Here is a 19,900-nt window from a genome sequence, read left to right on the forward strand (position 1 = left end):
CACGCATGACCCAGAGCTCGCAGGACACCGCGGTCTCCCCGGTTGTCGCGGCGTCACAGAACTCGTGGCGCTGCGTGCAATCGGGCGACCGGGAGGGCTGGCTGGCGCTGATGGCCGACGATATCGTCGTCGAAGATCCCATCGGCGAAGCCGTCACCAACCCCGACGGCACCGGGGTGCGTGGGAAGGCCGCACTGGCGGCGTTCTACGACACCAATATCGGCCCCAACCAGCTGCGCGTCACCTGTGAGGCGACGTTTCCGTCGAGCAGTCCCACGGAGATCGCCTACATCCTGGTGCTGGAGACGACGTTCCCGAACGGTTTCGTCGCCACGGTGCGGGGCGTGTTCACCTACCGCGTCGACGACGCGGGCCTGATCACCAACCTGCGTGGTTACTGGAACATGGACGCCATGACCTTCACCGAGGCCTCCGATCGCTAGGACTCCAGAGCGGCCGCTGGAAGACAGCTGTGCCGTCGTGGTCGGCGGCACCCGCGGTGTCGGCCTGGCGGTCGCCGAGCTGCTCGCCGCGCAGGGCGCGCACGTGGTCGTCAACGGCCGCGATCCCGACGCGGTCACCGAAACCGCCGATCGCATCTCGGGTGTCGGCGTCCCAGGGTCACCCGCCGACCCCGAGGTCGCCGACGCCCTCGTCGGGCGATGCGTCGACGAGTTCGGCCGCATCGACACCCTGATCAATTGCGCCGGCACCGCCGAACCGGCCGGATCCTCGATCCTGAACGTCACCTCGGCACAGTTCCGGGACCTGCTGGACGCGCATCTGCTGACCACCTTCGAGACCTGCCGCGCTGCCGCACCCCATATGGTGCGGCAGCGCTCGGGTGCGATCGTCAACACGAGTTCGTTCGCCTTCCTCGGCGATTACGGCGGCACCGGGTACCCGGCGGGCAAGGGCGGGGTGAACAGCCTCACCCTGGCGATCGCCGCGGAGCTCGCCGAGCATGGCGTCCGGGCCAACGTCGTGTGCCCCGGAGCCAGAACGCGCCTGTCGACGGGCACCGACTATGAGCGCCACATCGTCGAGTTGAACCGGCGCGGACTCCTCGACGATGTCAGCATGCAGGGGGCGCTCGATGCCGGACCGCCGGAGTACGTCGCACCCACCTACGCATATCTGGCCGGCAATCTGGCCGATCACATCACGGGGCAGATCTTCATCGCCGCAGGGGGTTTCGTCGGCCGATTCGATCGGCAGCAGCCGGGGTTCGTCGCCTACCGCGACCATCACGACGCGCCACCGTGGACGGTCGAGGAGATCGCCGCCGCCGTCAACTAGCGGTATCGGGCAACCGGTGCTCGCGGTACTCCTTGCGCAGTTGGATCTTGAGCAGCTTGCCGGTCGCGGTATGCGGTAGCTCCTCGACGAAGACGACATCATCGGGCAGCCACCACTTCACGACCCGCTCGGCGAGATAGTCCAGGATCGCCTCGCGCGAGGCATCGTGTCCGGGCCGCTTCACCACCAACAGCAGCGGACGCTCCTGCCATTTCGGATGCGGTACACCGATCACCGCCGCCTCGGCGATCGCCGGATGCCCTGTGGCGGCGTTCTCCAGATCGATCGAACTGATCCACTCGCCACCGGATTTGATGACGTCCTTGGCGCGGTCGACCAGGTGCAGGTAGCCATCAGGATCGATGGTGGCGACATCGCCGGTGGGGAAGAATCCCTCGGCATCGAGCTTATCGCCACCTTCGCCCTTGAAATACCCGCTGGCGATCCACGGTCCGCGGACGAACACCTCGCCGAACGCCTCGCCGTCCCAGGGCAGCCGGTTGCCCTCGTCGTCGACGATCTTGATATCGACACCCCAGATGGCATGGCCCTGCTTGAGTTTCAGTTTCATCTTGTCAGCCGCCGACAGGCCGGCGTGGCGGGGCTGCAACTTGCCGATCACGCACAGCGGGCTGGTCTCGGTCATCCCCCAGCCCTGTACCACCTCCGAGCCGAAATCCCGTTCGAACCGTTCGATCATGGACTGCGGCAGGGCCGCACCGCCGGTGCCCGCGAACTGCAGCCGCAGCTCGTGCGGGTCGATCTCGGGGTGGTCGTCGAGGTAGGAGAACAACATCATCCACACGGTGGGAACACCCTGGGTGAAGTTGACCGCTTCGTCGCGCATCAATCCGTACAGGCTCTCGCCATCGAGGTGGGGCCCCGGCAGCACGAGTTTGGCACCGACGATCGGAGCGGTGTAGGGAGTACCCCAGGCATTCGCATGGAACATCGGCACCACCACCAGGATGGTCGATCCGCTGTGCAGGTCGAAGCTGTCGCGCGGGATCGCACCCAAGGCATGTAGCACCGTCGACCGGTGGGAATACAAGACGCCCTTGGGATTACCGGTGGTTCCCGAGGTGTAGCACAGCGAGGACGCGCTGCGCTCGTCGAATTCGGGCCACCGGTAATCGGCCGACTGCGCGTACACCAATTCGTCGAAGCACAGCAACCGGCCCACGTCGATATCGGGCATATGGTCGCGATCGGTCATGGCGATGTAGGCCTGGACCGTCTGCAGCTGCGGCGCGATCTGTTCGACCAACGGCGCAAAGGTGATGTCGAAGAACAACACCCGGTCCTCGGCGTGATTGATGATGTAGACGATCTGCTCGGCGAACAGCCGCGGATTGACGGTGTGTAGGACCGCGCCGGATCCTGAAACTCCGTAGTACAGCGACAGATGCCGGTCGCTGTTCCAGGCCAACGTGCCGACCCGGTCGCCGGGCTCGATACCCAGTTCGGACAGCGTGTTGGCCACCTGCTTGGACCTATCGCGCACGGCCGACCAGGTGGTCCGCGCGATCATGCCCTCCGGCAACCTGGACACGATCTCGGTGTCGCCGTGGAATGTCGCCGCATGGTCGATCAACGACGAGATCATCAACGGCCGGTCCTGCATCAGCCCAAGCATCTGGCCAGGCTAGTGGTGCCGCCTGCGCATCGCAGGCGATCCACGGACTAGCCTCGATGCCATGGCGACCGTCTTCTCCATGATCATCAACCGCGAGATCCCCGGCCGATTCGTCTACGAGGACGACGAGATCGTGGCGTTCCTGACCATCGAACCGATGACCCAGGGGCACACGCTGGTGGTACCGCGGGCCGAGGTCGACAACTGGCAGGATCTCGACCCCGCCCTCTTCGGCCGGGTGATGGCGGTGGCACAGAAGATCGGCAAGGCCGTCTGCGCCGCCTTCGACACCGAACGGGCCGGGGTGATCATCGCGGGACTGGAGGTCCCGCACCTGCACGTGCACGTGTTCCCCGCCCGCGATCTCAGCGATTTCGGATTCGCCGGGGTGGACCGCAATCCGTCCCCGGAATCCCTCGACGAGGCGCAGGCGAAGATCACCGAGGCACTGGCTCAGCTGAGCTGAACCGCGGCCTCCACGATCCGGGGCAGGGTGACCCGGAACCGGCAGCCCTTCCCGGGGGCGGTGTCCACCGACACGCTGCCACCGTGGGCCAATACCAGCGAATCGACGATCGAGAGCCCCAGCCCCGAGCCGCCGCTGGCCCGCGTCCGCGACGAGTCCGCGCGGTAGAAACGCTCGAAGACACGTTGGGCATCTTCGGTATTCATGCCAGGTCCCGCATCACACACCTCGATCACCGCGTCGTCGCCCTCGGTGCCCACCCGCACCGTGACCGGTGCGCTCTCGGGAGTGTGCTGCAATGCATTGGCCATCAGATTGCTCAACACCTGCCGTAACCGGGCCTCGTCGCCCAGCACCTCCGGCGTGCCGGGTCCGTCGAAGACCTGCATCCCGATCGGGCGCGCCGGGGCGACGGTCTGCGCGTCGTGCACCGCATCGCTGGCGAGTGCCAACAGGTCCACGCGGCGCTGGTCCAGCGGACGCTGCTCATCCAACCTCGCCAACAGCAGCAGATCCTCGACCAGCAGGCCCATCCGGCCCGCCTCGCTCTCGATTCGCCCCATCAGCATCTCGGTATCGCGCGCCGCGCCCTGCCGGTACAGCTCGGCGTACCCCCTGATGGTCGTCAGCGGCGTGCGCAGGTCGTGGCTGGCGTCGGCGATGAACCGTCGCATCCGCTCCTCGGATTGCTGTGCCAGCTCCGCCGATTCCGCCGACGATGCCATGGCGCGCTGGATCTGTGCGAGCATGCCGTTCAATGCCAGTGACAGCCTGCCCACCTCGGTGCGCGGATCACGTTGCGGAACACGACGATCCAGTTCCCCGTCGGCGATGGCGGCAGCGGTCTGCTCGACCTCGGCCAGTGGCTTGAGGCTGCGGCGCACCACGGCATAGCCGACGACGCCGAGGACCAGCAGGACCGCCGTCCCGATCCCCAGTTGCGACCAGACCAGAGCGCGCACACTGGATTCCACATCGGTCAGATCGATGGCCACCGTGGTCAGTTCACCGTCGGGACCGCCGACGGTGACCGCGCGCCATTGCACGCCGGAGCCGTCCTTGGAGCCGACGGTGACCGGCTCGGGCCCGACGTCATTGCTCACCGGCAGCATCGGTTCTGCCGAACTGTCGTTGATGGCCAACTGGATCCGGCCCTCGTCGTCGGTGCCACGGACGTAGAAGTTCGTGGGCGGATTCGCGGGGCTGGGATCCTGCAAGGGTTCGGCGAATGCATGCGGCGCCTGCGCCCAGCCGCCCGACGCCTCCAGCAGGGTGTCGTCGACACGCTTGATCTCGGTGTGACGCATTATCGAGGTCACGGCGATGCCGGAGGCGAGCAGTCCGAGCGCCACCAACACCAGCGTGGCCGCCACCAACCCGACACGCAGCGGCACCGCCCGCCGGTATCTACCGATCATGGATGAATGATCGTCTACCGCGGCTCACGCAGCACGTACCCCACACCGCGCAGCGTGTGCAGCAGTCGCTTGTCACCGGTGTCGATCTTGCGTCGCAGATAGGACACGTACGACTCGACGACGTTGACGTCGCCGCCGAAGTCGTAACGCCACACATGGTCGAGGATCTTCGGCTTGGACAGCACCGTGCCCGCGTTGATGATGAAGTAACGCAGCAGCGTGAACTCCGTCGGCGACAGCGATACCGGCTCGCCGGCCTTCCATACCTCGTGGGTCTCCTCGTCGAGCTCGATATCGGCGAAGCTCAGCCGGGCGTTCTTGGGTTCTTCGACACCGCGGCCGACCCGGCGCAGGATGACGCGCAAACGCGCCACCACCTCCTCGAGGCTGAACGGCTTGGTCACATAGTCGTCACCGCCCAGGGTGAGTCCGGTGATCTTGTCCTGCAGGTTGTCGCGCGCGGTGAGGAAGAGCGCGGGGGCGTCGATGCCGTCGGCACGCATCCGCCGCAGCACCCCGAAGCCGTCCATACCGGGCATCATCACGTCGAGGATCACCGCATCGGGCTTGATCTCGCGGGCCTTGGCCAGCGCGTCGGGACCGCTGGCAGCGGTGTGCACCTCGAAACCCTGGAACTTCAGGCTCACCGACAGCAGCTCCACGATATTGGTCTCGTCATCGACGACGAGGATGCGCGCCTCGGGGATGCTGTCGTGAGATTCGGATATCGCTGCCATTGCCATGAAGTTCACAGTGCACTCTCTGGTTGAAGCACGCCTGGAGACTGCCTGTGAACTCGCTGAGAATGCCAACTCGGCCGGCGCCGTCGCCGGCCGCCCTAGACTGGCGGCATGAACCTCGGCAACACCATCGTGCAGGTTGCCACGGCCCCGGTCAGGGTCGGGCTGGCTGTTGCCGACATCGGACTCAACATCGCTGGTGGAACGCTGAAGGTGGTGCAGCGGTCGCTGACCGACGCCGCCCCGGTCAGCGGCACAACCGGCTTTGCCGCGATGCTGGGTATCGATGACGCGGTCGACCGCGCCAACAGGCTGGCCAGGTTGATGGACGATGATGCCCCGCTCGGACGGGCGCTAGCTCCGGAGGGGCCGCTCAATCAGCTGCTGCGACCAGGCGGGCTTGTCGATCAGTTGACGGCTCCGGGTGGTCTGCTGGATCGGTTGAACAATCAGAACGGACCGGTCGCCCGCGCGCTTGCCGAGAACGGCCTGATCGACCAGATCACTGCCGAAGGTGGACTCGCCGACCGGCTGACCGCCGAGGGTGGTGTCGTCTCCCGGGTTATCGCTCCCGGCGGGCTGGCCGACCGGCTGCTCGCCGAGGACGGCCTGGTGGAGCGGGCACTGCGCGAGGACGGGGTCGCCGAACAACTGCTCTCCGAGAATGGCCCGGTAGGCCGGGCGCTGGCCAAGGACGGCCTTGTCGATCAGATCACCGCCGAGGGTGGATTGATCGATCGGCTGACAACCGACAGCGGCGCGCTGTCGCGGCTCATCGCACCTGGCGGCCTGGCCGATCAATTGCTCGCCGACGACGGCCTGATCGAACGGATCCTGCGCGAAGACGGGGTCGCGGACACGCTGCTGGCCGATGGTGGTCTGCTGGACACGTTGACCGATCCGGACGGGCCGCTGCTCAAGCTCGCCGATGTCGCCGACACCCTCAACCGCCTGGCGCCGGGGCTGGAGGCTCTTGCACCGACCATCGACGCCCTGCACGAAGCCGTCATCACGCTGTCGCAAGTGGTGAACCCGTTGTCGAACATCGCCGGGCGCATCCCGCTGGGACGTCAGCGCAGCCGCCGCACCGCCACGATGCCGCGTGCGGTGGTCTCCGAACGCGTCATAGACGAAGAGGGCTAAGCTGTCCGGCGTAGTACACGCCTCCGTAGCTCAGTGGTAGAGCGGCGCTCTTGTAAAGCGTAGGCCGTCGGTTCAATCCCGACCGGGGGCTCCGCGCGCCGTTCGGACTTGTCGGACACCGGCGGTAACTTCCGTGCATGAGGCGCTGCCGCGGCTGCGGCACAGCACTTTCCACCCGCAGCCAGAAGATCTATTGCAGTAACTCGTGCCAGGCCGCGGTCCGTCGCCGGCAGATGGTCGCGTTGTGGCTGGAGTCAGGGCATGCCCGCATCGACGGACATCAGGGGCATTACATCCGCGAGTACCTGGCTGCGGCGCAGTCGGGACTGTGCGCAATATGCGGTTGCACCGGCCTGTGGCAGGGGCTTCCCCTGATCATGACCCTCGACCATATCGACGGCAACGCCGAGAACAACCGGCGCGAGAACCTACGCCTGGTGTGCCCGAACTGCGATTCCCAGCTGCCGACGTACAAGAGCCGCAACCGCGGCAACGGCCGGAGCATCCGGCGGCAGCGGTACGCCGACGGGAAGTCCTACTGACGTGCGCCAGGTCAGGTCTCGTCGGCGATCTGGCGGCGGCTCTGGTGCAACCCCGGCCCGTCCGGATCCTCGTGTCGGCGGTCCAGCTGGTCTTGTACCTCGCGCTGGTCGACGGTGGCCTCGGTGGCGTCCGCGGGATTGGCCGGCGGGTCGTTGCGGTGTTCGATGCCGTTTTCGATGTCCTGTTCCATGCCCGGCGGGTTCTCCCCGCCGACCGGAAACTAAACGCCGTTGCCCAAGCACACCCCCGGGCATGTGTAGCTTGTGAGGCGGAAAGGGAGGTGCGCCGTGGCCGATGCCGGATTCTGGGTTGCCTGGGGATTGCCCACCCAGGGCCGCGAGGTGTTGGCGCTGGAGACCCTGAAGTCGTCTCGGGACTTTCTGACCGAGTTGGCCGAGACCGGGCGCATCGAACGGTACGACACCGCCATCCTCAAGCCCCAGACCACCGAACTCGGTGGTTTCTTTCTCATCCAGGGCAGCCGGGCGCAGATCGATCAGCTCCGCCGAGATGCCGATTTCGAGCGCTGGGCCAACCGCGTCCAACTGGTTGCCGACCGCGTAGCGATCGTGGACGCCTGGGCGGGTAACGGAATCGACGAGGCGACCGATCTCTACACCGAGGCGCTGCGTGAGGCCGGTCTGCACGGCTGAATCCCCCGGCCGGCCGGACCGGTTGCGGCGCGTCCGTTAATTGCCTCTTCCGTTAACGGCTTTGCTGAGGTTCTATTGGGAGTACTTGTGGGCCGGGGGGCGGACAGCACGGAGGCACCATCATGGGCTCATCGACGTACTTCTGGCGAGGCGGGGGGCTGGCGGTAGGTCGCGTCGGCGGCCTGGCCGTGGCGCTGGGTGTCGGAACGGCCATCGTCAGCGGGCACGGCATCGCCGCGGCCGAAGGCAGCGATTCCGGCGGCGCCGGCAGTTCGTCCAGCGCGTCGAACAGCACCGGCGGATCCTCGACGACGACATCGTCCGGTGCGGGTAGCGCCGCTGGTTCGGACCAGAAGTCCGGCGACAAGACCGAGCAAACCCAAGGCGCCGCCGGCGTCACCACTGGAGACCGCGAGAACGATCGCGAGAACGACAAGGGCGTCACGTCCGGCGGTTCCGGTGCCGGCCAAGGCGCCGGTTCCGATGAAGAATCCGGCGATGACGTCATCGACGGCTCCAAGATCGATGACGAGCCGCCCGCCGGTTCCACCGGCGGCACCGAGAACGAGTTGCCCACCGTCGAACCCGGCTCGACGCCGACCGACGAGGACGATCCAGCAGAGCAGCCCGCGCCGAGCGCACCACGCACCACGCGCCAGTCCGACCGGCCGCACTCCATAGCCTCGACCGCCGAGCAGCGGGGTGCCGCGCTCGAACCCGGTTCGGGCACGGCCGAAGACTCCCGCACCGCCACCGAGACGGCGAGCCTGACCACGACCCGGGTCGCGGACCCGTCGGACACCCTGGCCACGGCGGGCAACGTCGCGGTGTTCGCCTCGGCGCGCACCCTGGCCACCGCGACGGTCGCCGATAATTCCGCCCGACCGGCCGCCACCGCCTCGGCCCATCCGCTCACCGGCGTGGTCAAGGTGGTCGCCAACGTCCTGGACTGGGCGGCGGGCGTGGTGCCCGGTTCCCCGAGCGCCCCCACCCTGGCATGGACCCTGCTCGCGTTCGCCAGGCGCGAGGTGGACAACCTGCTCAGCCGACTCGATCCGGCGCATGCGGCCGCCAACGCGGCGGCTGCCGATGCGGCAGCCGCCGCGACCGACACCTCGGCGCGCGCGCTGGCCGCGGCGGCCGCGCTCAACCCGCGTCCCGGCTTCCCGCCGTTGGGGTATCAGTTCAGCCCGTCGACCAGCTTCGTGGACTGGGTCACCGGCAACTTCGCCCCCAATGACACCTTCAACCGATACGGGATCTGGGGCACTGACGTCGGGACCATGTGGGACAACGGAATTCCCGACGATCCCACCACCCCGATCAACGAGAGCCAGGTGCTCATCGCCTTCGGCGACACCTTCGGTGGCCCCAACATGACCGGCACCTGGCGGCTGAACACGCTGTTCCGCAGCCCGGACCGCAACCTCGCCGACGGTCTGGCCGTCCCGGGTGGACAGTGGTTCAACGGCAACATGTTCGGCGGCTCACCGCTGTGGGAGGAGCATTACGCCAGGCAGATCATCCTGCCCGAACGGCTTCCCAAGGGACTGCCGACGGGTGTCACGTTGATCCCGACGGCCGGCATCTCGGTTCCCACCCCGGGCACCAAATACGGTGCCACGCAGTACCTCAGCTTCATGTCGGTCAAGCAGTGGGGTGCGGCGGGTCAGTGGTCGACCAACTATTCGGCCATCGCCTATTCCGAGGACAACGGCGAGAATTGGTACATCGCCCCGAGCAGTGTGCGCACCAACTTCGGCGGTAACGCGAACTTCCAGCAGGGCGCCTTCGTGCGGCCCGGCGACGGGTTCGTGTACTCCTACGGGACCCCGAACGGCAGGCAGGGCCAGGCCTTCGTCTCCCGGGTGGCCGAGAAGGACATCCTCGATGTCACCAAGTACGAGTACTACAGCCAGGGCAGCAGCGGCTGGTTGTTCGGCATCGGGGCCTACAGCGCCGGCTGGTACCGCAACGACCCGGGCAAGGCCTCGCCCATCTTCGGTCGCGAGACCGGGGCGTGCGGTATCGCCAAGGCAGGCAACCAGGTCAGCGAGATGTCGGTGCAGTACAACAAGACGCTCGGCAAATACGTTGCCCTGCACGGTGATCAGTTCAACAACATCATCCTGCGCACCTCGGATCGCCCCGAGGGCGGGTGGTCGGCGCCGACGGTGTTGATGGGACAGCAGGGTGGCGGCATCTACGCGCCCATGATGCATCCGTGGTCGCCGTCGACGTTGGGAACCGGCACCGAGCTGTACTTCAACCTCTCGGTGTGGAACGACTACAACGTGTGGCTGGTGAAGACCGACCTCGCCAAGCTCTGACATGCGCACGATCCTGGCGGCGACGCTCGCGGCACTGACGATGACGTTGACGACGGCGCCCACCCACGCCGATCCGCCATCGCCGAACACCCCGTGCACACCCGATCTGACCGGTGCCACCACCATGCAGGCCGGCCAGCTCCTACCGCTGGTGTGCACGGGCGGACGGTGGGCGGCGGTGACCGCGCCGGGGGATCCCAGCGATCGCTGGGTGAGCTTCGGCCCGGACATGGCTTTGCACGGCGAGGGGCTGCGTAACCCGAACCTGGCGTCGGGCACCTGGACCGCGGTCCCGTTGGACCCGCAAAGCTCCTGCGGGGCAACGCAACAGAGCGTTGTCAGTGCCGGTGTCGTCGGTCCACCTTCGACCATGACCGCCCCACCGGGCCAACCGCTGACCCTGGTGGTGGCGCCGCGACTGTTCGATATCGTCATGACCGGCCACTGTTTGTGGACACGCAACCGCTAGTCGGCCGCACATCGCCACGGGAGCGTCTCACAGCGCGCCGCCACCCGAAGCGCACTTAGACTTCGCTGGTGCGCGAGATCCTCGGCGAGGTGCTGGCCACCTGGCATTCCGGTGGCACAGCGGGCCTTGTCACCGTCGTGCGCACCATCCATTCGGCGCCCCGGCCGGCCGGCGCGGCGCTGATGGTGGCGCCCGACGGAAGTGTCGCCGGATCAGTATCCGGAGGTTGTGTGGAGGGCGCGGTATACGAGCTGGCCAACGAGGTCGTCGCCACCGGATCGGCGCAGTTGCAGCGCTACGGGATCAGTGATGACGACGCGTTCGCCGTCGGGCTCACCTGCGGCGGCATCATCGATGTGTTCGTCGAACCCGTCTCACGGCACACGTTTCCCCAACTGGCGGAAGTGGCCGAGGCCATCGAGCACGGCCGCCCGGTGGCGGTCGCCACCGTGATCGCCCACCCCGATGCCCGCAGGGTCGGGCGCCGCATGGTCATCGAGGCCGAACGCCGCGCCGGATCGCTGGGGTCGGCCCGCGCCGATGACGCCGTGACCGACGACGCGCGCGGTCTGCTGCTCGCAGGGCAGACCGGTGTGCTGTCCTACGGCGCCGACGGGGAACGCATCAACGAGACCGCCGACCGGGGTATGGAGGTTTTCGTCGCCAGCTACGCTCCGGCACCGCGAATGGTGATCTTCGGCGCCATCGACTTCGCCGCAGCACTGACCAGACAGGCCGCGCTGCTGGGATATCGGGTGACGGTGTGCGATGCCCGCCCGGTGTTCGCAACCGCCGCCCGCTTCCCGGCCGCCGATGAGGTGGTGGTCGACTGGCCCGACCGTTATCTGCGAGCCCAGCAGGACCTCGGTGCCATCGATGACAGAACGGCGATCTGCGTGTTGACCCACGACCCGAAATTCGACGTGCCCGCCCTCACGGTGGCGCTGCGACTCCCCCAGGTCGGGTATGTCGGGGCAATGGGCTCTCGGCGCACTCATCTGGACCGCCTGACCCGGTTGTCCGAGGCCGGACTCGGCAATGCCGAGCTGGCCCGATTGTCAAGCCCCATCGGACTGGACCTCGGCGCGCGAACCCCGGAGGAGACCGCGGTGTCGATCGTCGCCGAGATCATCGCAGGCCGCTGGGGCGGCGGCGGTCGCCCGCTGGCCGCACTCGACGGTCGCATCCACCGGGACGCACGCCCCTGAGACCGGCGTTCGGTAACGTCGGGTCCGACCTCGTCGATAGTTCTCACAGCTGCCGATACGTACCACTCGACGCTGGGACAGGAGAACAAATGACCGTCACGCGCACGCTGGCTGCCGTTGTCCTGGCCGCGGGGGCCGGCCTCGCCGCCGCAGCGCCCGCCGCTGCCGAAGAACTCACCCAGGAGCAGTTCCTCGCGGCGATCGCCCAGCAGGGCGTGCAGGTCGGCAGCGATGAGGATGCCGTCCGGATCGCCCAGCGGATGTGCGAGATCGCCGGCGATGGCAGCGGCGCGAAACTGCAGAAGGCCGTCTACTACGTCCGCGACCACACCAAGCTGAGCAAGGACGGTGTGACGACCTTCGCCGGTATCGCCGCCCGGGTCTATTGCCCCGACGTCCTGCCCAGCTAGTCCGTCACCACCCCGCGCAGACCGTCCGCGCCGAACAGCGGTTCCAGCATCCCGGAGAGATCAGGCCCGCGTCGCAGGCCGTGGCCACCGTCGACGTTGATCACCTGGCCGGTGATGAAACTCGCCGCATCGCTGAGCAGGAAGACCGCCAGATTCGCGACATCCTCGACCTCCCCGACCCGCGGCAGCGGCGTGCAGGCCGCATAGTCCGCGCTCAGTGCCGGCACGTCGAAGATCGGCGCCACCATGTCCGTGCGGGTCAATCCGGGTCGGATCCCGTTGACGCGTACCGAGGACGGACCCAGCTCGTCGGCGGCGACCATCATCAGATGATCCAGCGCGGCCTTGCTGGGCCCGTAGGCGCCGAACCAGCGGTGGGTGTTGCTCGAGGCGATCGAGGAGATTCCGACGAACGATCCGCCGCCGCCGCGGACCAGCTCGCGGGCGGAGTGCTTGAGCACGTACATGGTCCCGTTGATGTTCAGGTCCACCGTGTTGCGCCAGGCCGCGGAGTCAATCTGAGTCAGCGGGCCGATCGTTTCCGAACCGCCGGCGCTGTGCACGACGCCGTCGAGGCGGCCGTGCCAGGCGGTCGTCGCGTCGACCAGGCGGGCGGCCTCGTCCTCGTCGGTGATATCGGCGGGCTGATAGTTCACCTGACCGGTGCCCGCACCACCGATCTCCGCAGCGGCGGCCTCCAGCTTGTCGGCGTTGCGTCCGGCGAGCACGACGTTGCCGCCGGCGCCGACAATGGCGGCCGCCACGCCCTTGCCGATACCGCTTCCACCACCGGTGACCAGATACGTGCGCTCGGCAAGCGACAGCAGCATGGACATACCTCCGCAAAAAGAAGACCGTCTAACTAGAACAGGTTCCAGTTATACGGCACCACTGACCTCGGTGCGAAGGTTTCCATCGACAACGGAATCCTCCCTGGTAATCCCCGCCCGTCGCCGGTCGCCTAGCATTGAGGGATGCCTGCAAAAACAGATGCCGCCGATATCGGCGAGGTCGAGCCTGTCGCCGACGATACGGCCAGCCAGGCGCGCCGCGTCGTCGCCGCCTACGCCGCCGACGCCGAGGAGTGCCGGATGTTCCTCGCGATGCTGGGTATCGGACCCGCGAAGTCCGAGGCCTAGTGGCACCGGGAGTCGATCCCGCCGACTCCATCCCGGAATCCGGGCACGCCGACTTCGTTGTCGTCGCCAACCGGCTGCCGATCGACCAGGTTCGCCTCCCCGACGGAACGACCACCTGGAAGCGCAGCCCTGGCGGCCTGGTGACCGCGCTGGAGCCGATACTGCGCAAGCAGAGCGGTGCATGGATCGGTTGGCCGGGTGTTCCGGACGGTGACGAAGAGCCCATCGTCCAAGAGGACCTCAAGCTCTATCCCGTGCGGTTGTCCACCGAGGACGTCGCGCTGTACTATGAGGGTTTCTCCAACGCCACCCTCTGGCCGCTGTACCACGATGTCATCGTCAAACCGCAGTACCACCGACACTGGTGGGATCGCTACGTCGAGGTGAACCGGCGCTTCGCCGAAGCCACCGCGCGTGCCGCCGCGCCGGGGGCCACCGTCTGGATCCAGGACTACCAGCTGCAGCTGGTCCCCAAGATGCTGCGCATGCTGCGACCCGATCTGACCATCGGCTTCTTCCTGCACATCCCGTTCCCGCCGGTGGAACTGTTCATGCAGATGCCCTGGCGCACCGAGATCATCGAGGGACTCCTCGGCGCCGACCTGGTCGGGTTCCACCTGGCCGGCGGCGCGCAGAACTTCCTGATCCTGGCTCGTCGCCTGCTGGGCGCCAACACCTCCCGCGCCACGATCGGCGTGCGCTCCCGCTTCGGTGAGGTGCAGATCGGCTTCCGCACCGTCAAGGTGGGCGCCTTCCCCATCTCCATCGACTCGGCCGAACTCGACCGCAAGGCGCGCGCCCGCAGCATCCGTCAGCGCGCCCGCGAGATCCGCGCCGAGTTGGGCAACCCGCGCAAGCTGCTGCTCGGCGTCGACCGGCTGGACTACACCAAGGGCATCGACGTCCGGCTGAAAGCCTTCTCCGAGCTGCTGGCCGAGGATCGGGCCGACCGTTCCGATACGGTGCTGGTCCAGTTGGCCACACCGAGTCGCGAGCGGGTGGAGAGCTATATCGAGATGCGCGAGGGTATCGAGCGTCAGGTCGGCCACATCAACGGTGAGTACGGCGAGGTCGGCCACCCCGTGGTGCATTACCTGCATCGGCCGGTCCCCCGCGATGACCTGATCGCCTTCTTCGTCGCCGCCGACGTCATGTTGGTCACCCCGTTGCGCGACGGGATGAACCTGGTGGCCAAGGAGTACGTCGCCTGCCGCAGCGATCTCGGCGGCGCCCTGGTCCTCTCCGAATTCACAGGCGCCGCAGCGGAATTGCGCCAGGCCTATCTGTGCAACCCGCACCACACCGATGGTGTGCGTGATGCCATCGAACAGGCCTTGAACCAGACGCCCGAGGAGGGCAGGCGCCGGATGCGCGCTTTGCGCCGGCAGGTCCTAGCCCACGATGTCGACCGTTGGGCACGGTCGTTCCTGGATGCGCTTGCCCAGTCCAGCAACAACTAGCGCAACGACGGAATCACCAGCCCGGCGACAGCGCGCCACGTTGTCCTGAACATCGCAAAGTAGTCAAAGTACTCACGCCACAGGGCGATTCGCCCTTCTCTGACCTCAAAGATTCCCCATACCCAGAAACGTAATCGCAAGGGGCCGAGGATCATGACATCCCGCCGCAGGGTGAGAACGCACGATCCTTCCACCGCGATGTGGTCGATCACAGCCTCGAATCTGATCCATCGCATCATCTTCCGGAAGAGCCCGACGGTGCGGTCGCGACCGCGTAGTACCGGTAGCCCCACGTTATGGAAAACGACGTCGTCAGCCAACAACATATATGCAGTATCAAAGTCACCCTGCTCTAATGCGCTCAGGTACCCTTCGACGACGTCGGCAGGGTTCTTCGCCTCGCTGTCTAGGTCGCTCATCGCTTGCACCTCAGGTCACGCACGCTGTGGACTCCGACCTTCCGCACTGCGCCAATGACACTCGAGGGCCCACGCACGAGACTCCCCCAGACCATGCGGGCGATCAGTCTCGGGTCGCGCAATCTCGAAGGCGGATCGACCAAGTTGGTGACTCGGTAGAAAGCCTCGGTGAGTGCGATGTCGTTCTCCGCAGCCGATAACGCCATACTAGCCAACCAATTGGTAGCGATCGAGACCGGCGAACGTCCCGATTGCGCCAGATCGTTTGTTTCGTTCATCTCCCATATCGGACCGATATCGGCCGCCACCATTCGATAAAAATCGTTGGGTGTCGCCGTGCTGCCTGTCAACAGATATGCGCGCAACGCAAGCGCATTGAGCCCGGCCATGGTGCTGCCCTGTCCATAGATCGGATTCAGACTGCACAGCGCGTCACCAACAACTACCAATCCCAGTGGGGGGCGAACCATACTGTCGTAGCGCCGCCAGACAGCCCCGGCATAGCGGAAGGTTGAGGCTTTCCCCAACGGTGTGGCCCGCCGCAACCCCGCCAAAATCGCCGGCGGCATAAATTGCGCCACCTGAGTGATCATCGCCGCCAAATCCCTCGGAGGTGCGGGATCGTCGGCTAGCCTGCCGACTGTCAGCATCCAGGTGCCGCGTTCCTGTGCCATCAAGCCGCAACGGAGATTTCCAGGGCCCGGCTGTACGATCATCAACAGCCTCTCGGGGAAGGCGTCCGACTCCATTTGGATCAACTGGCTGGAATATGTCGCCTTCGCACTCGAGCGTTGCTCTACCGGATTCTGGTAACCAAGTGCCGCCAGTAGGGCCGGTGTTCGCGTTCCCCGACCCATGGCATCTACGACAAAGTCTGCGGTGAGGTCCGCGGTAGCCCCACTGAACCGGTCTGCGACCCGCACGCCCGACACGCTTCCCGATTGTGCCGCAATTAAACCCACAACATCGCTGTTGTCGACGAAATCTATGTTCCCCAGCGCTATGACGCGGCTGCGAACAGCGAACTCCACCAGCGGCCGACTGGCCAAGTGCAGAACTAGTGCCCGTGGATCCGCGAAACTCTGGGACCGGTTGAGCCCAGACCGTCCCACCCGTGTACACACCCGAGCCAGGTTGCCGTCGTCCAGGACGTGCCCCCCACCCGCAGTGATCTCGGCGAGAATGCCCGGAAACAACTCCTCTAGTATCTGGGAACCACGACTGAGAATGCCGTGCAAATGCCTGCCCTGCGGTATTCCCTTGCGTTGCAAAGGATGACCAGGAAGTCGGTCTCGTTCGACAACAGTCACCTGCTCGAAGAAATCCGACAGAGTGCGGGCCGCGAGCAAGCCGGCCATGCCGGCCCCCATGACGATGGCCCGCTCGCCCAGCACACTCCCTGATGCAGTCATGTACACATCGTCCCCCGGCTAGAACTGGACCCGCTGCGGCGGATCCACGGCCATCGAATGCGACTGTACAACAGCGGATAGCCGCTGCCACCGGGATCGTTGGACGTTCGAATTCCGCCAGAACAATGCCGCACAGCTCTTACACTCGATCCGTGCCGCGGATCAAAGTTGGAGTAACAGACGGAATAATCGCTGCCGAAAAAGCGGGAGGCGCGTACAGCCGGGCGCACTATCTGATCGGGGCGGCAGCGGGTGGCGCTGATTCATTCTGGGTGCCCGACCACCTCAACTCGATGTTTCCGCGCGCACTGTGGAATCCGAAATACTGTGGAGTCGCGAAGCTCTTACCTTCTGGTGATGCTTACATGGAACCGTGGACCATGCTCGGGTTCACGGCGGCTCGCAACCGAATAGGCCGGCTGCGCAACATGACATTAGGTATCGGCGTCACAGATACCGGTCGCCGTAATCCCGCGGTCACCGCTCAAGCTGCGGCAACTCTCAGCATTCTTACCAAAGGACGAACAATCCTCGGCGTCGGTCCGGGGGAACGGGAAGGAAACGAACCGTACGGGGTCGAATGGTCCAAACCGGTTTCCCGATTCGAGGAGGCTCTGGCGACGATCCGCGCACTGTGGAACTCCAAGGGCAGACTCGTCAATCGCGAATCACCGTATTTTCCGTTACGTAACGCACTTTTTGACCTTCCTCCGTATCGTGGAGAGTGGCCTCAGATCTGGATCGGCGCTCACGGACCTCGTATGCTGAGGGCCACCGGACGCTACGGAGACGGCTACTTTCCCGCGTTCCTGCACAGCACCCAGGACTACGCCCATCGCCTGGAGATCGTTCGAACGGCGGCCTCCGACGCCGGCCGTGATCCTATGTCCATCACGCCGGCAGTATTCCTGCCGGTCGTGACGGGCAGGTCTCGCAACGACGTCGACGAAGCGCTGCAATCCCATGCGATGCGGGCATGGCTGCTCACCGCTTCCGATGAATTGTTCTCGCGCTACGGCTCCCAGCACCCGCTGGGTGCAGGCTTTTCTGGTGCCCAGGATCTGGTTCCACATGACATGGATGAACCGACTGTGCTCTCACTCATCGAAGACATCCCGGCAGAGATGGTTCGCGACACCGTCCTGCATGGCACACCCGCAGATGTCGTAGACCAAGCCGCGCAATGGCGAGACTGCGGAGTACGTCATATCGTGCTCGCCCAGATGGGCTTCATGCAGCCGAGCCTAGCCAAGGGTCTGGCGTCGGTCGCGCCGTACGCGAGGATCTGCAGGCTACTCAAGAGACTCTAGGGATCACTGCGGACGATACCAGTCCCTGCCGAAAGCTCGGTTGAGATCGGACTTTCAAATGCGCGTCATCACCGCTTTCCCACAGTTCTGACCAGGTTCGCCGCGAAACCGGCGCGAATCGTAGACGTTCCGAACTAGAACGTGTTACAAATGAGCTGCGGCGCCTTTTTTGGGGGGAGGATAAAGTCGAACCGCGCGTCCATGCTGATACTTTCTGGCGTCGTCGGTATCCGTCGATGTTGACCATCACGGTTTCGATCGAGCACGCGTATGCGCTTTCAGCAATTTACCCATGTGGCTACGGCCATGTTAACTCGCCCCTTTTATCCAAGGGTGCTGACGAGAACTCACCGGGTTCACCTTCGACTAAAAAGGCCGCGTAGTAGTCGAGCCCAACCGAGTTTGGACTGCGATACGTCAATTACGGAAGTGACGGAACGTGCTTGCGAAAACCCCTGTAGCAGACGGCAATTTAATATTTGGGAGTGTGTTGCCGCTGTTCAACGGTCTACCCAGATTCCTCTGCGAACAGTATGAGAAACACGGACCGGTGTTTCGGGTACGGGCACTGAACAGGAAGTTCGTCGTGCTCGCCGGTATCGATGCTGTGACCTTCGTCGGGTCACGAGAAGGCAAGGCCAACCTGGAATCCGGACCATCGTGGATCGGGATGATCGGCGAGTACGGCAGTGACAAAGCACTGGTTGCCGCTGACGGCGACGCACACACCGCGTTCCGCGAGATGATGCAACGGGGATACTCACGTCGATCACTCGACGGTCGGTACGACCGCATCGTGCACGTCATCGATTCCTGGATCGATGCGAACCTGCAACCGGGTGCCCTGCTCGACGCGGTGCCCAGGCTTCAAGAACTCATCATCGATGAGATCAGTATCGCCATCGCCGATCAGATCCTGTTTCATGGCATCGACCACATCCGTACCCAAATACACTGGTCGACCAACGTGCATCTACTCAAACGATGGCCGGCGGCAATGCTCAAGCTGCCAAAGTACCGCCGGGCAAAGGCCTGTCTGATGGCTGACGCGGACCGGATCACCAGGCTGTTCCTCGACCGCTCTGGTCGCGCCGAGGCACAAGGCTCAGGAGCACGCCTGTTCGACGACCTCATCGCCGCACACAAACAGCGTCCCGATCTCATGACCGACTACGAGTTGCCGCTCAACCTCTACGGGCCATTTTTGGCCGGTATGGACACTGCATCGAACACTGTTGCCGCAGTGCTCTATAACGTGCTCGCCGACTCCAACACACTGGATACGGTGCGGGGTGAAGTCGACAGACTCTTCGATGCGAACGACTCCATCAACGGTGACATCGTTGCCGGGCACGCACCCTACCTCGAGGCAACGGTGAAGGAGACGATGCGGTTGTGCCCCTCTGTGCCGGCATTGATGCGCCATGCGACAAGAGATTTCACTTTCGCCGACCACCTGGTCCGCAGCGGTGAGCAGGTAATGATCGCGACGTGCGTACCGCAAATGTCTCCCGAGTACTTCGAGCATCCGTTCGAGTTCAAACCCCAGCGGTTCCTGCGCGATCAAACCCATCTGCCGTCCGGGGCATACTCGCCGTACGGCCGCGGACACCACCTTTGTATCGGTAAGCGAATCGCTGAGGTGTTGATCCCGTTAACCGTTGCACGGCTGCTGTACCGCAAGAACTTCCGCTTTGAAGATCCAGGCTTCGCGCTCAAAGGCAGATACACATACGGAGTCGATCTGGCTTTGAGTATGAACATCCGTGCTGGATCCACCCGTCATCAACGTCGGGCGACACCCGTGGTTGATGCACCTTTGCCCCGGCAGTCGGATATCTGATC

At 65.2% G+C, this 19,900-nt stretch carries 21 protein-coding genes and 1 tRNA gene; 15 read left to right on the top strand and 7 right to left on the bottom strand.

Features of this window, described 5'->3' with window-relative positions:
- Positions 1-5 precede the first annotated feature (5 nt).
- Together PGN27_RS10905 and PGN27_RS10910 are read left to right on the top strand one after the other, a co-directional pair.
- A complete protein-coding gene (locus tag PGN27_RS10905) occupies positions 6-443 on the top strand; it encodes a nuclear transport factor 2 family protein (protein ID WP_335326133.1) in 438 nt (145 codons plus the stop codon).
- Between the two features lie 37 nt (positions 444-480).
- Positions 481-1,299 (top strand): SDR family NAD(P)-dependent oxidoreductase, encoded by an 819-nt coding sequence (locus tag PGN27_RS10910; protein WP_335326134.1) that lies wholly within the window; start codon positions 481-483, stop codon positions 1,297-1,299.
- Here the strand turns inward: PGN27_RS10910 and PGN27_RS10915 are convergent.
- A complete protein-coding gene (locus PGN27_RS10915; protein ID WP_335326135.1) occupies positions 1,292-2,935 on the bottom strand; it encodes a long-chain-fatty-acid--CoA ligase in 1,644 nt (547 codons plus the stop codon). The two genes, PGN27_RS10910 and PGN27_RS10915, sit on opposite strands and share 8 nt — an antisense overlap.
- A 61-nt stretch (positions 2,936-2,996) precedes the next feature.
- Between PGN27_RS10915 and PGN27_RS10920 the strand changes: the two genes are divergently transcribed.
- Positions 2,997-3,401, top strand: a complete 405-nt coding sequence (locus PGN27_RS10920; protein WP_335326136.1) for an HIT family protein — start codon at positions 2,997-2,999, stop codon at positions 3,399-3,401.
- Here PGN27_RS10920 and PGN27_RS10925 read toward each other — a convergent pair.
- Positions 3,389-4,819, bottom strand: a complete 1,431-nt coding sequence (locus tag PGN27_RS10925) for a sensor histidine kinase (RefSeq protein ID WP_335326137.1) — start codon at positions 4,817-4,819, stop codon at positions 3,389-3,391. The two genes, PGN27_RS10920 and PGN27_RS10925, sit on opposite strands and share 13 nt — an antisense overlap.
- Before the next feature lie 14 nt (positions 4,820-4,833).
- Complete coding sequence (locus PGN27_RS10930) at positions 4,834-5,562, bottom strand: response regulator transcription factor (RefSeq protein ID WP_031601696.1); 729 nt, start codon at positions 5,560-5,562, stop codon at positions 4,834-4,836.
- Positions 5,563-5,670: 108 nt separating this feature from the next.
- Here PGN27_RS10930 and PGN27_RS10935 point away from each other — a divergent pair, with 108 nt between their 5' ends.
- From PGN27_RS10935 to PGN27_RS10945, 3 genes are all read left to right on the top strand, one after another.
- Complete coding sequence (locus tag PGN27_RS10935) at positions 5,671-6,702, top strand: hypothetical protein (RefSeq protein WP_335326138.1); 1,032 nt, start codon at positions 5,671-5,673, stop codon at positions 6,700-6,702.
- Between the two features lie 19 nt (positions 6,703-6,721).
- A tRNA-Thr gene (locus PGN27_RS10940) sits at positions 6,722-6,793 on the top strand.
- Positions 6,794-6,839: 46 nt separating this feature from the next.
- Complete coding sequence (locus PGN27_RS10945; RefSeq protein WP_335326139.1) at positions 6,840-7,244, top strand: HNH endonuclease signature motif containing protein; 405 nt, start codon at positions 6,840-6,842, stop codon at positions 7,242-7,244.
- An 11-nt stretch (positions 7,245-7,255) separates the two neighbouring features.
- Here PGN27_RS10945 and PGN27_RS10950 read toward each other — a convergent pair whose 3' ends face one another.
- Positions 7,256-7,435, bottom strand: a complete 180-nt coding sequence (locus PGN27_RS10950; protein ID WP_335326140.1) for a hypothetical protein — start codon at positions 7,433-7,435, stop codon at positions 7,256-7,258.
- Between the two features lie 97 nt (positions 7,436-7,532).
- On the opposite strand from PGN27_RS10950, the gene PGN27_RS10955 reads away from it, so the two are divergent.
- The 5 genes from PGN27_RS10955 to PGN27_RS10975 all read left to right on the top strand — a co-directional run bounded on the left by PGN27_RS10955 (position 7,533) and on the right by PGN27_RS10975 (position 12,315).
- Positions 7,533-7,898, top strand: coding sequence for a hypothetical protein (locus PGN27_RS10955; RefSeq protein ID WP_335326141.1), 366 nt, complete (start codon positions 7,533-7,535; stop codon positions 7,896-7,898).
- A gap of 122 nt (positions 7,899-8,020) precedes the next feature.
- Positions 8,021-10,228, top strand: coding sequence for a DUF4185 domain-containing protein (locus tag PGN27_RS10960; protein WP_335326142.1), 2,208 nt, complete (start codon positions 8,021-8,023; stop codon positions 10,226-10,228).
- A gap of 1 nt (position 10,229) precedes the next feature.
- On the top strand, positions 10,230-10,697 hold the full coding sequence (locus PGN27_RS10965; protein WP_335326143.1) for a hypothetical protein: 468 nt from the start codon (positions 10,230-10,232) through the stop codon (positions 10,695-10,697).
- Between the two features lie 68 nt (positions 10,698-10,765).
- Complete coding sequence (locus PGN27_RS10970; protein WP_335326144.1) at positions 10,766-11,905, top strand: XdhC family protein; 1,140 nt, start codon at positions 10,766-10,768, stop codon at positions 11,903-11,905.
- 89 nt (positions 11,906-11,994) lie between these two features.
- Positions 11,995-12,315 (top strand): DUF732 domain-containing protein, encoded by a 321-nt coding sequence (locus PGN27_RS10975; RefSeq protein ID WP_335326145.1) that lies wholly within the window; start codon positions 11,995-11,997, stop codon positions 12,313-12,315.
- Here the strand turns inward: PGN27_RS10975 and PGN27_RS10980 are convergent.
- Positions 12,312-13,145: an SDR family oxidoreductase gene (locus PGN27_RS10980; RefSeq protein ID WP_335326146.1), complete on the bottom strand. Its 834-nt coding sequence runs from the start codon at positions 13,143-13,145 to the stop codon at positions 12,312-12,314. The genes PGN27_RS10975 and PGN27_RS10980 overlap by 4 nt on opposite strands.
- Before the next feature lie 144 nt (positions 13,146-13,289).
- Between PGN27_RS10980 and PGN27_RS10985 the strand changes: the two genes are divergently transcribed.
- Both PGN27_RS10985 and PGN27_RS10990 read left to right on the top strand, forming a co-directional pair.
- Positions 13,290-13,454, top strand: a complete 165-nt coding sequence (locus tag PGN27_RS10985) for a hypothetical protein (RefSeq protein ID WP_335326147.1) — start codon at positions 13,290-13,292, stop codon at positions 13,452-13,454.
- Positions 13,455-13,483: 29 nt separating this feature from the next.
- Positions 13,484-14,914, top strand: a complete 1,431-nt coding sequence (locus PGN27_RS10990; RefSeq protein WP_335328704.1) for an alpha,alpha-trehalose-phosphate synthase (UDP-forming) — start codon at positions 13,484-13,486, stop codon at positions 14,912-14,914.
- Here the strand turns inward: PGN27_RS10990 and PGN27_RS10995 are convergent.
- Positions 14,911-15,333 (bottom strand): limonene-1,2-epoxide hydrolase family protein, encoded by a 423-nt coding sequence (locus tag PGN27_RS10995; RefSeq protein WP_335326148.1) that lies wholly within the window; start codon positions 15,331-15,333, stop codon positions 14,911-14,913. The two genes, PGN27_RS10990 and PGN27_RS10995, sit on opposite strands and share 4 nt — an antisense overlap.
- A complete protein-coding gene (locus PGN27_RS11000; RefSeq protein WP_335326149.1) occupies positions 15,330-16,745 on the bottom strand; it encodes an FAD-dependent oxidoreductase in 1,416 nt (471 codons plus the stop codon). The genes PGN27_RS10995 and PGN27_RS11000 overlap by 4 nt, the downstream gene beginning before the upstream one ends.
- Positions 16,746-16,897: 152 nt before the next feature.
- Between PGN27_RS11000 and PGN27_RS11005 the strand changes: the two genes are divergently transcribed.
- A complete protein-coding gene (locus tag PGN27_RS11005) occupies positions 16,898-18,055 on the top strand; it encodes an LLM class flavin-dependent oxidoreductase (RefSeq protein WP_335326150.1) in 1,158 nt (385 codons plus the stop codon).
- Between the two features lie 439 nt (positions 18,056-18,494).
- Positions 18,495-19,898: a cytochrome P450 gene (locus tag PGN27_RS11010; protein WP_335326151.1), complete on the top strand. Its 1,404-nt coding sequence runs from the start codon at positions 18,495-18,497 to the stop codon at positions 19,896-19,898.
- Positions 19,899-19,900 lie beyond the last annotated feature (2 nt).

Source organism: Mycolicibacterium neoaurum, from assembly GCF_036946495.1.
Taxonomy (GTDB): Bacteria; Actinomycetota; Actinomycetes; order Mycobacteriales; family Mycobacteriaceae; genus Mycobacterium; species Mycobacterium neoaurum_B.

Bases quoted from the DNA above. Each gene is read 5' to 3' on its own strand.
- PGN27_RS10905 (WP_335326133.1), top strand. From the start codon at position 6: ATGACCCAGAGCTCGCAGGACACCGCGGTCTCCCCGGTTGTCGCGGCG.
- PGN27_RS10915 (WP_335326135.1), bottom strand. From the start codon at position 2,935: ATGCTTGGGCTGATGCAGGACCGGCCGTTGATGATCTCGTCGTTGATC.
- PGN27_RS10920 (WP_335326136.1), top strand. From the start codon at position 2,997: ATGGCGACCGTCTTCTCCATGATCATCAACCGCGAGATCCCCGGCCGA.
- PGN27_RS10925 (WP_335326137.1), bottom strand. From the start codon at position 4,819: ATGATCGGTAGATACCGGCGGGCGGTGCCGCTGCGTGTCGGGTTGGTG.
- PGN27_RS10930 (WP_031601696.1), bottom strand. From the start codon at position 5,562: ATGGCAATGGCAGCGATATCCGAATCTCACGACAGCATCCCCGAGGCG.
- PGN27_RS10935 (WP_335326138.1), top strand. From the start codon at position 5,671: ATGAACCTCGGCAACACCATCGTGCAGGTTGCCACGGCCCCGGTCAGG.
- PGN27_RS10945 (WP_335326139.1), top strand. From the start codon at position 6,840: ATGAGGCGCTGCCGCGGCTGCGGCACAGCACTTTCCACCCGCAGCCAG.
- PGN27_RS10950 (WP_335326140.1), bottom strand. From the start codon at position 7,435: ATGGAACAGGACATCGAAAACGGCATCGAACACCGCAACGACCCGCCG.
- PGN27_RS10960 (WP_335326142.1), top strand. From the start codon at position 8,021: ATGGGCTCATCGACGTACTTCTGGCGAGGCGGGGGGCTGGCGGTAGGT.
- PGN27_RS10965 (WP_335326143.1), top strand. From the start codon at position 10,230: ATGCGCACGATCCTGGCGGCGACGCTCGCGGCACTGACGATGACGTTG.
- PGN27_RS10975 (WP_335326145.1), top strand. From the start codon at position 11,995: ATGACCGTCACGCGCACGCTGGCTGCCGTTGTCCTGGCCGCGGGGGCC.
- PGN27_RS10980 (WP_335326146.1), bottom strand. From the start codon at position 13,145: ATGCTGCTGTCGCTTGCCGAGCGCACGTATCTGGTCACCGGTGGTGGA.
- PGN27_RS10985 (WP_335326147.1), top strand. From the start codon at position 13,290: ATGCCTGCAAAAACAGATGCCGCCGATATCGGCGAGGTCGAGCCTGTC.
- PGN27_RS10995 (WP_335326148.1), bottom strand. From the start codon at position 15,333: ATGAGCGACCTAGACAGCGAGGCGAAGAACCCTGCCGACGTCGTCGAA.
- PGN27_RS11000 (WP_335326149.1), bottom strand. From the start codon at position 16,745: ATGACTGCATCAGGGAGTGTGCTGGGCGAGCGGGCCATCGTCATGGGG.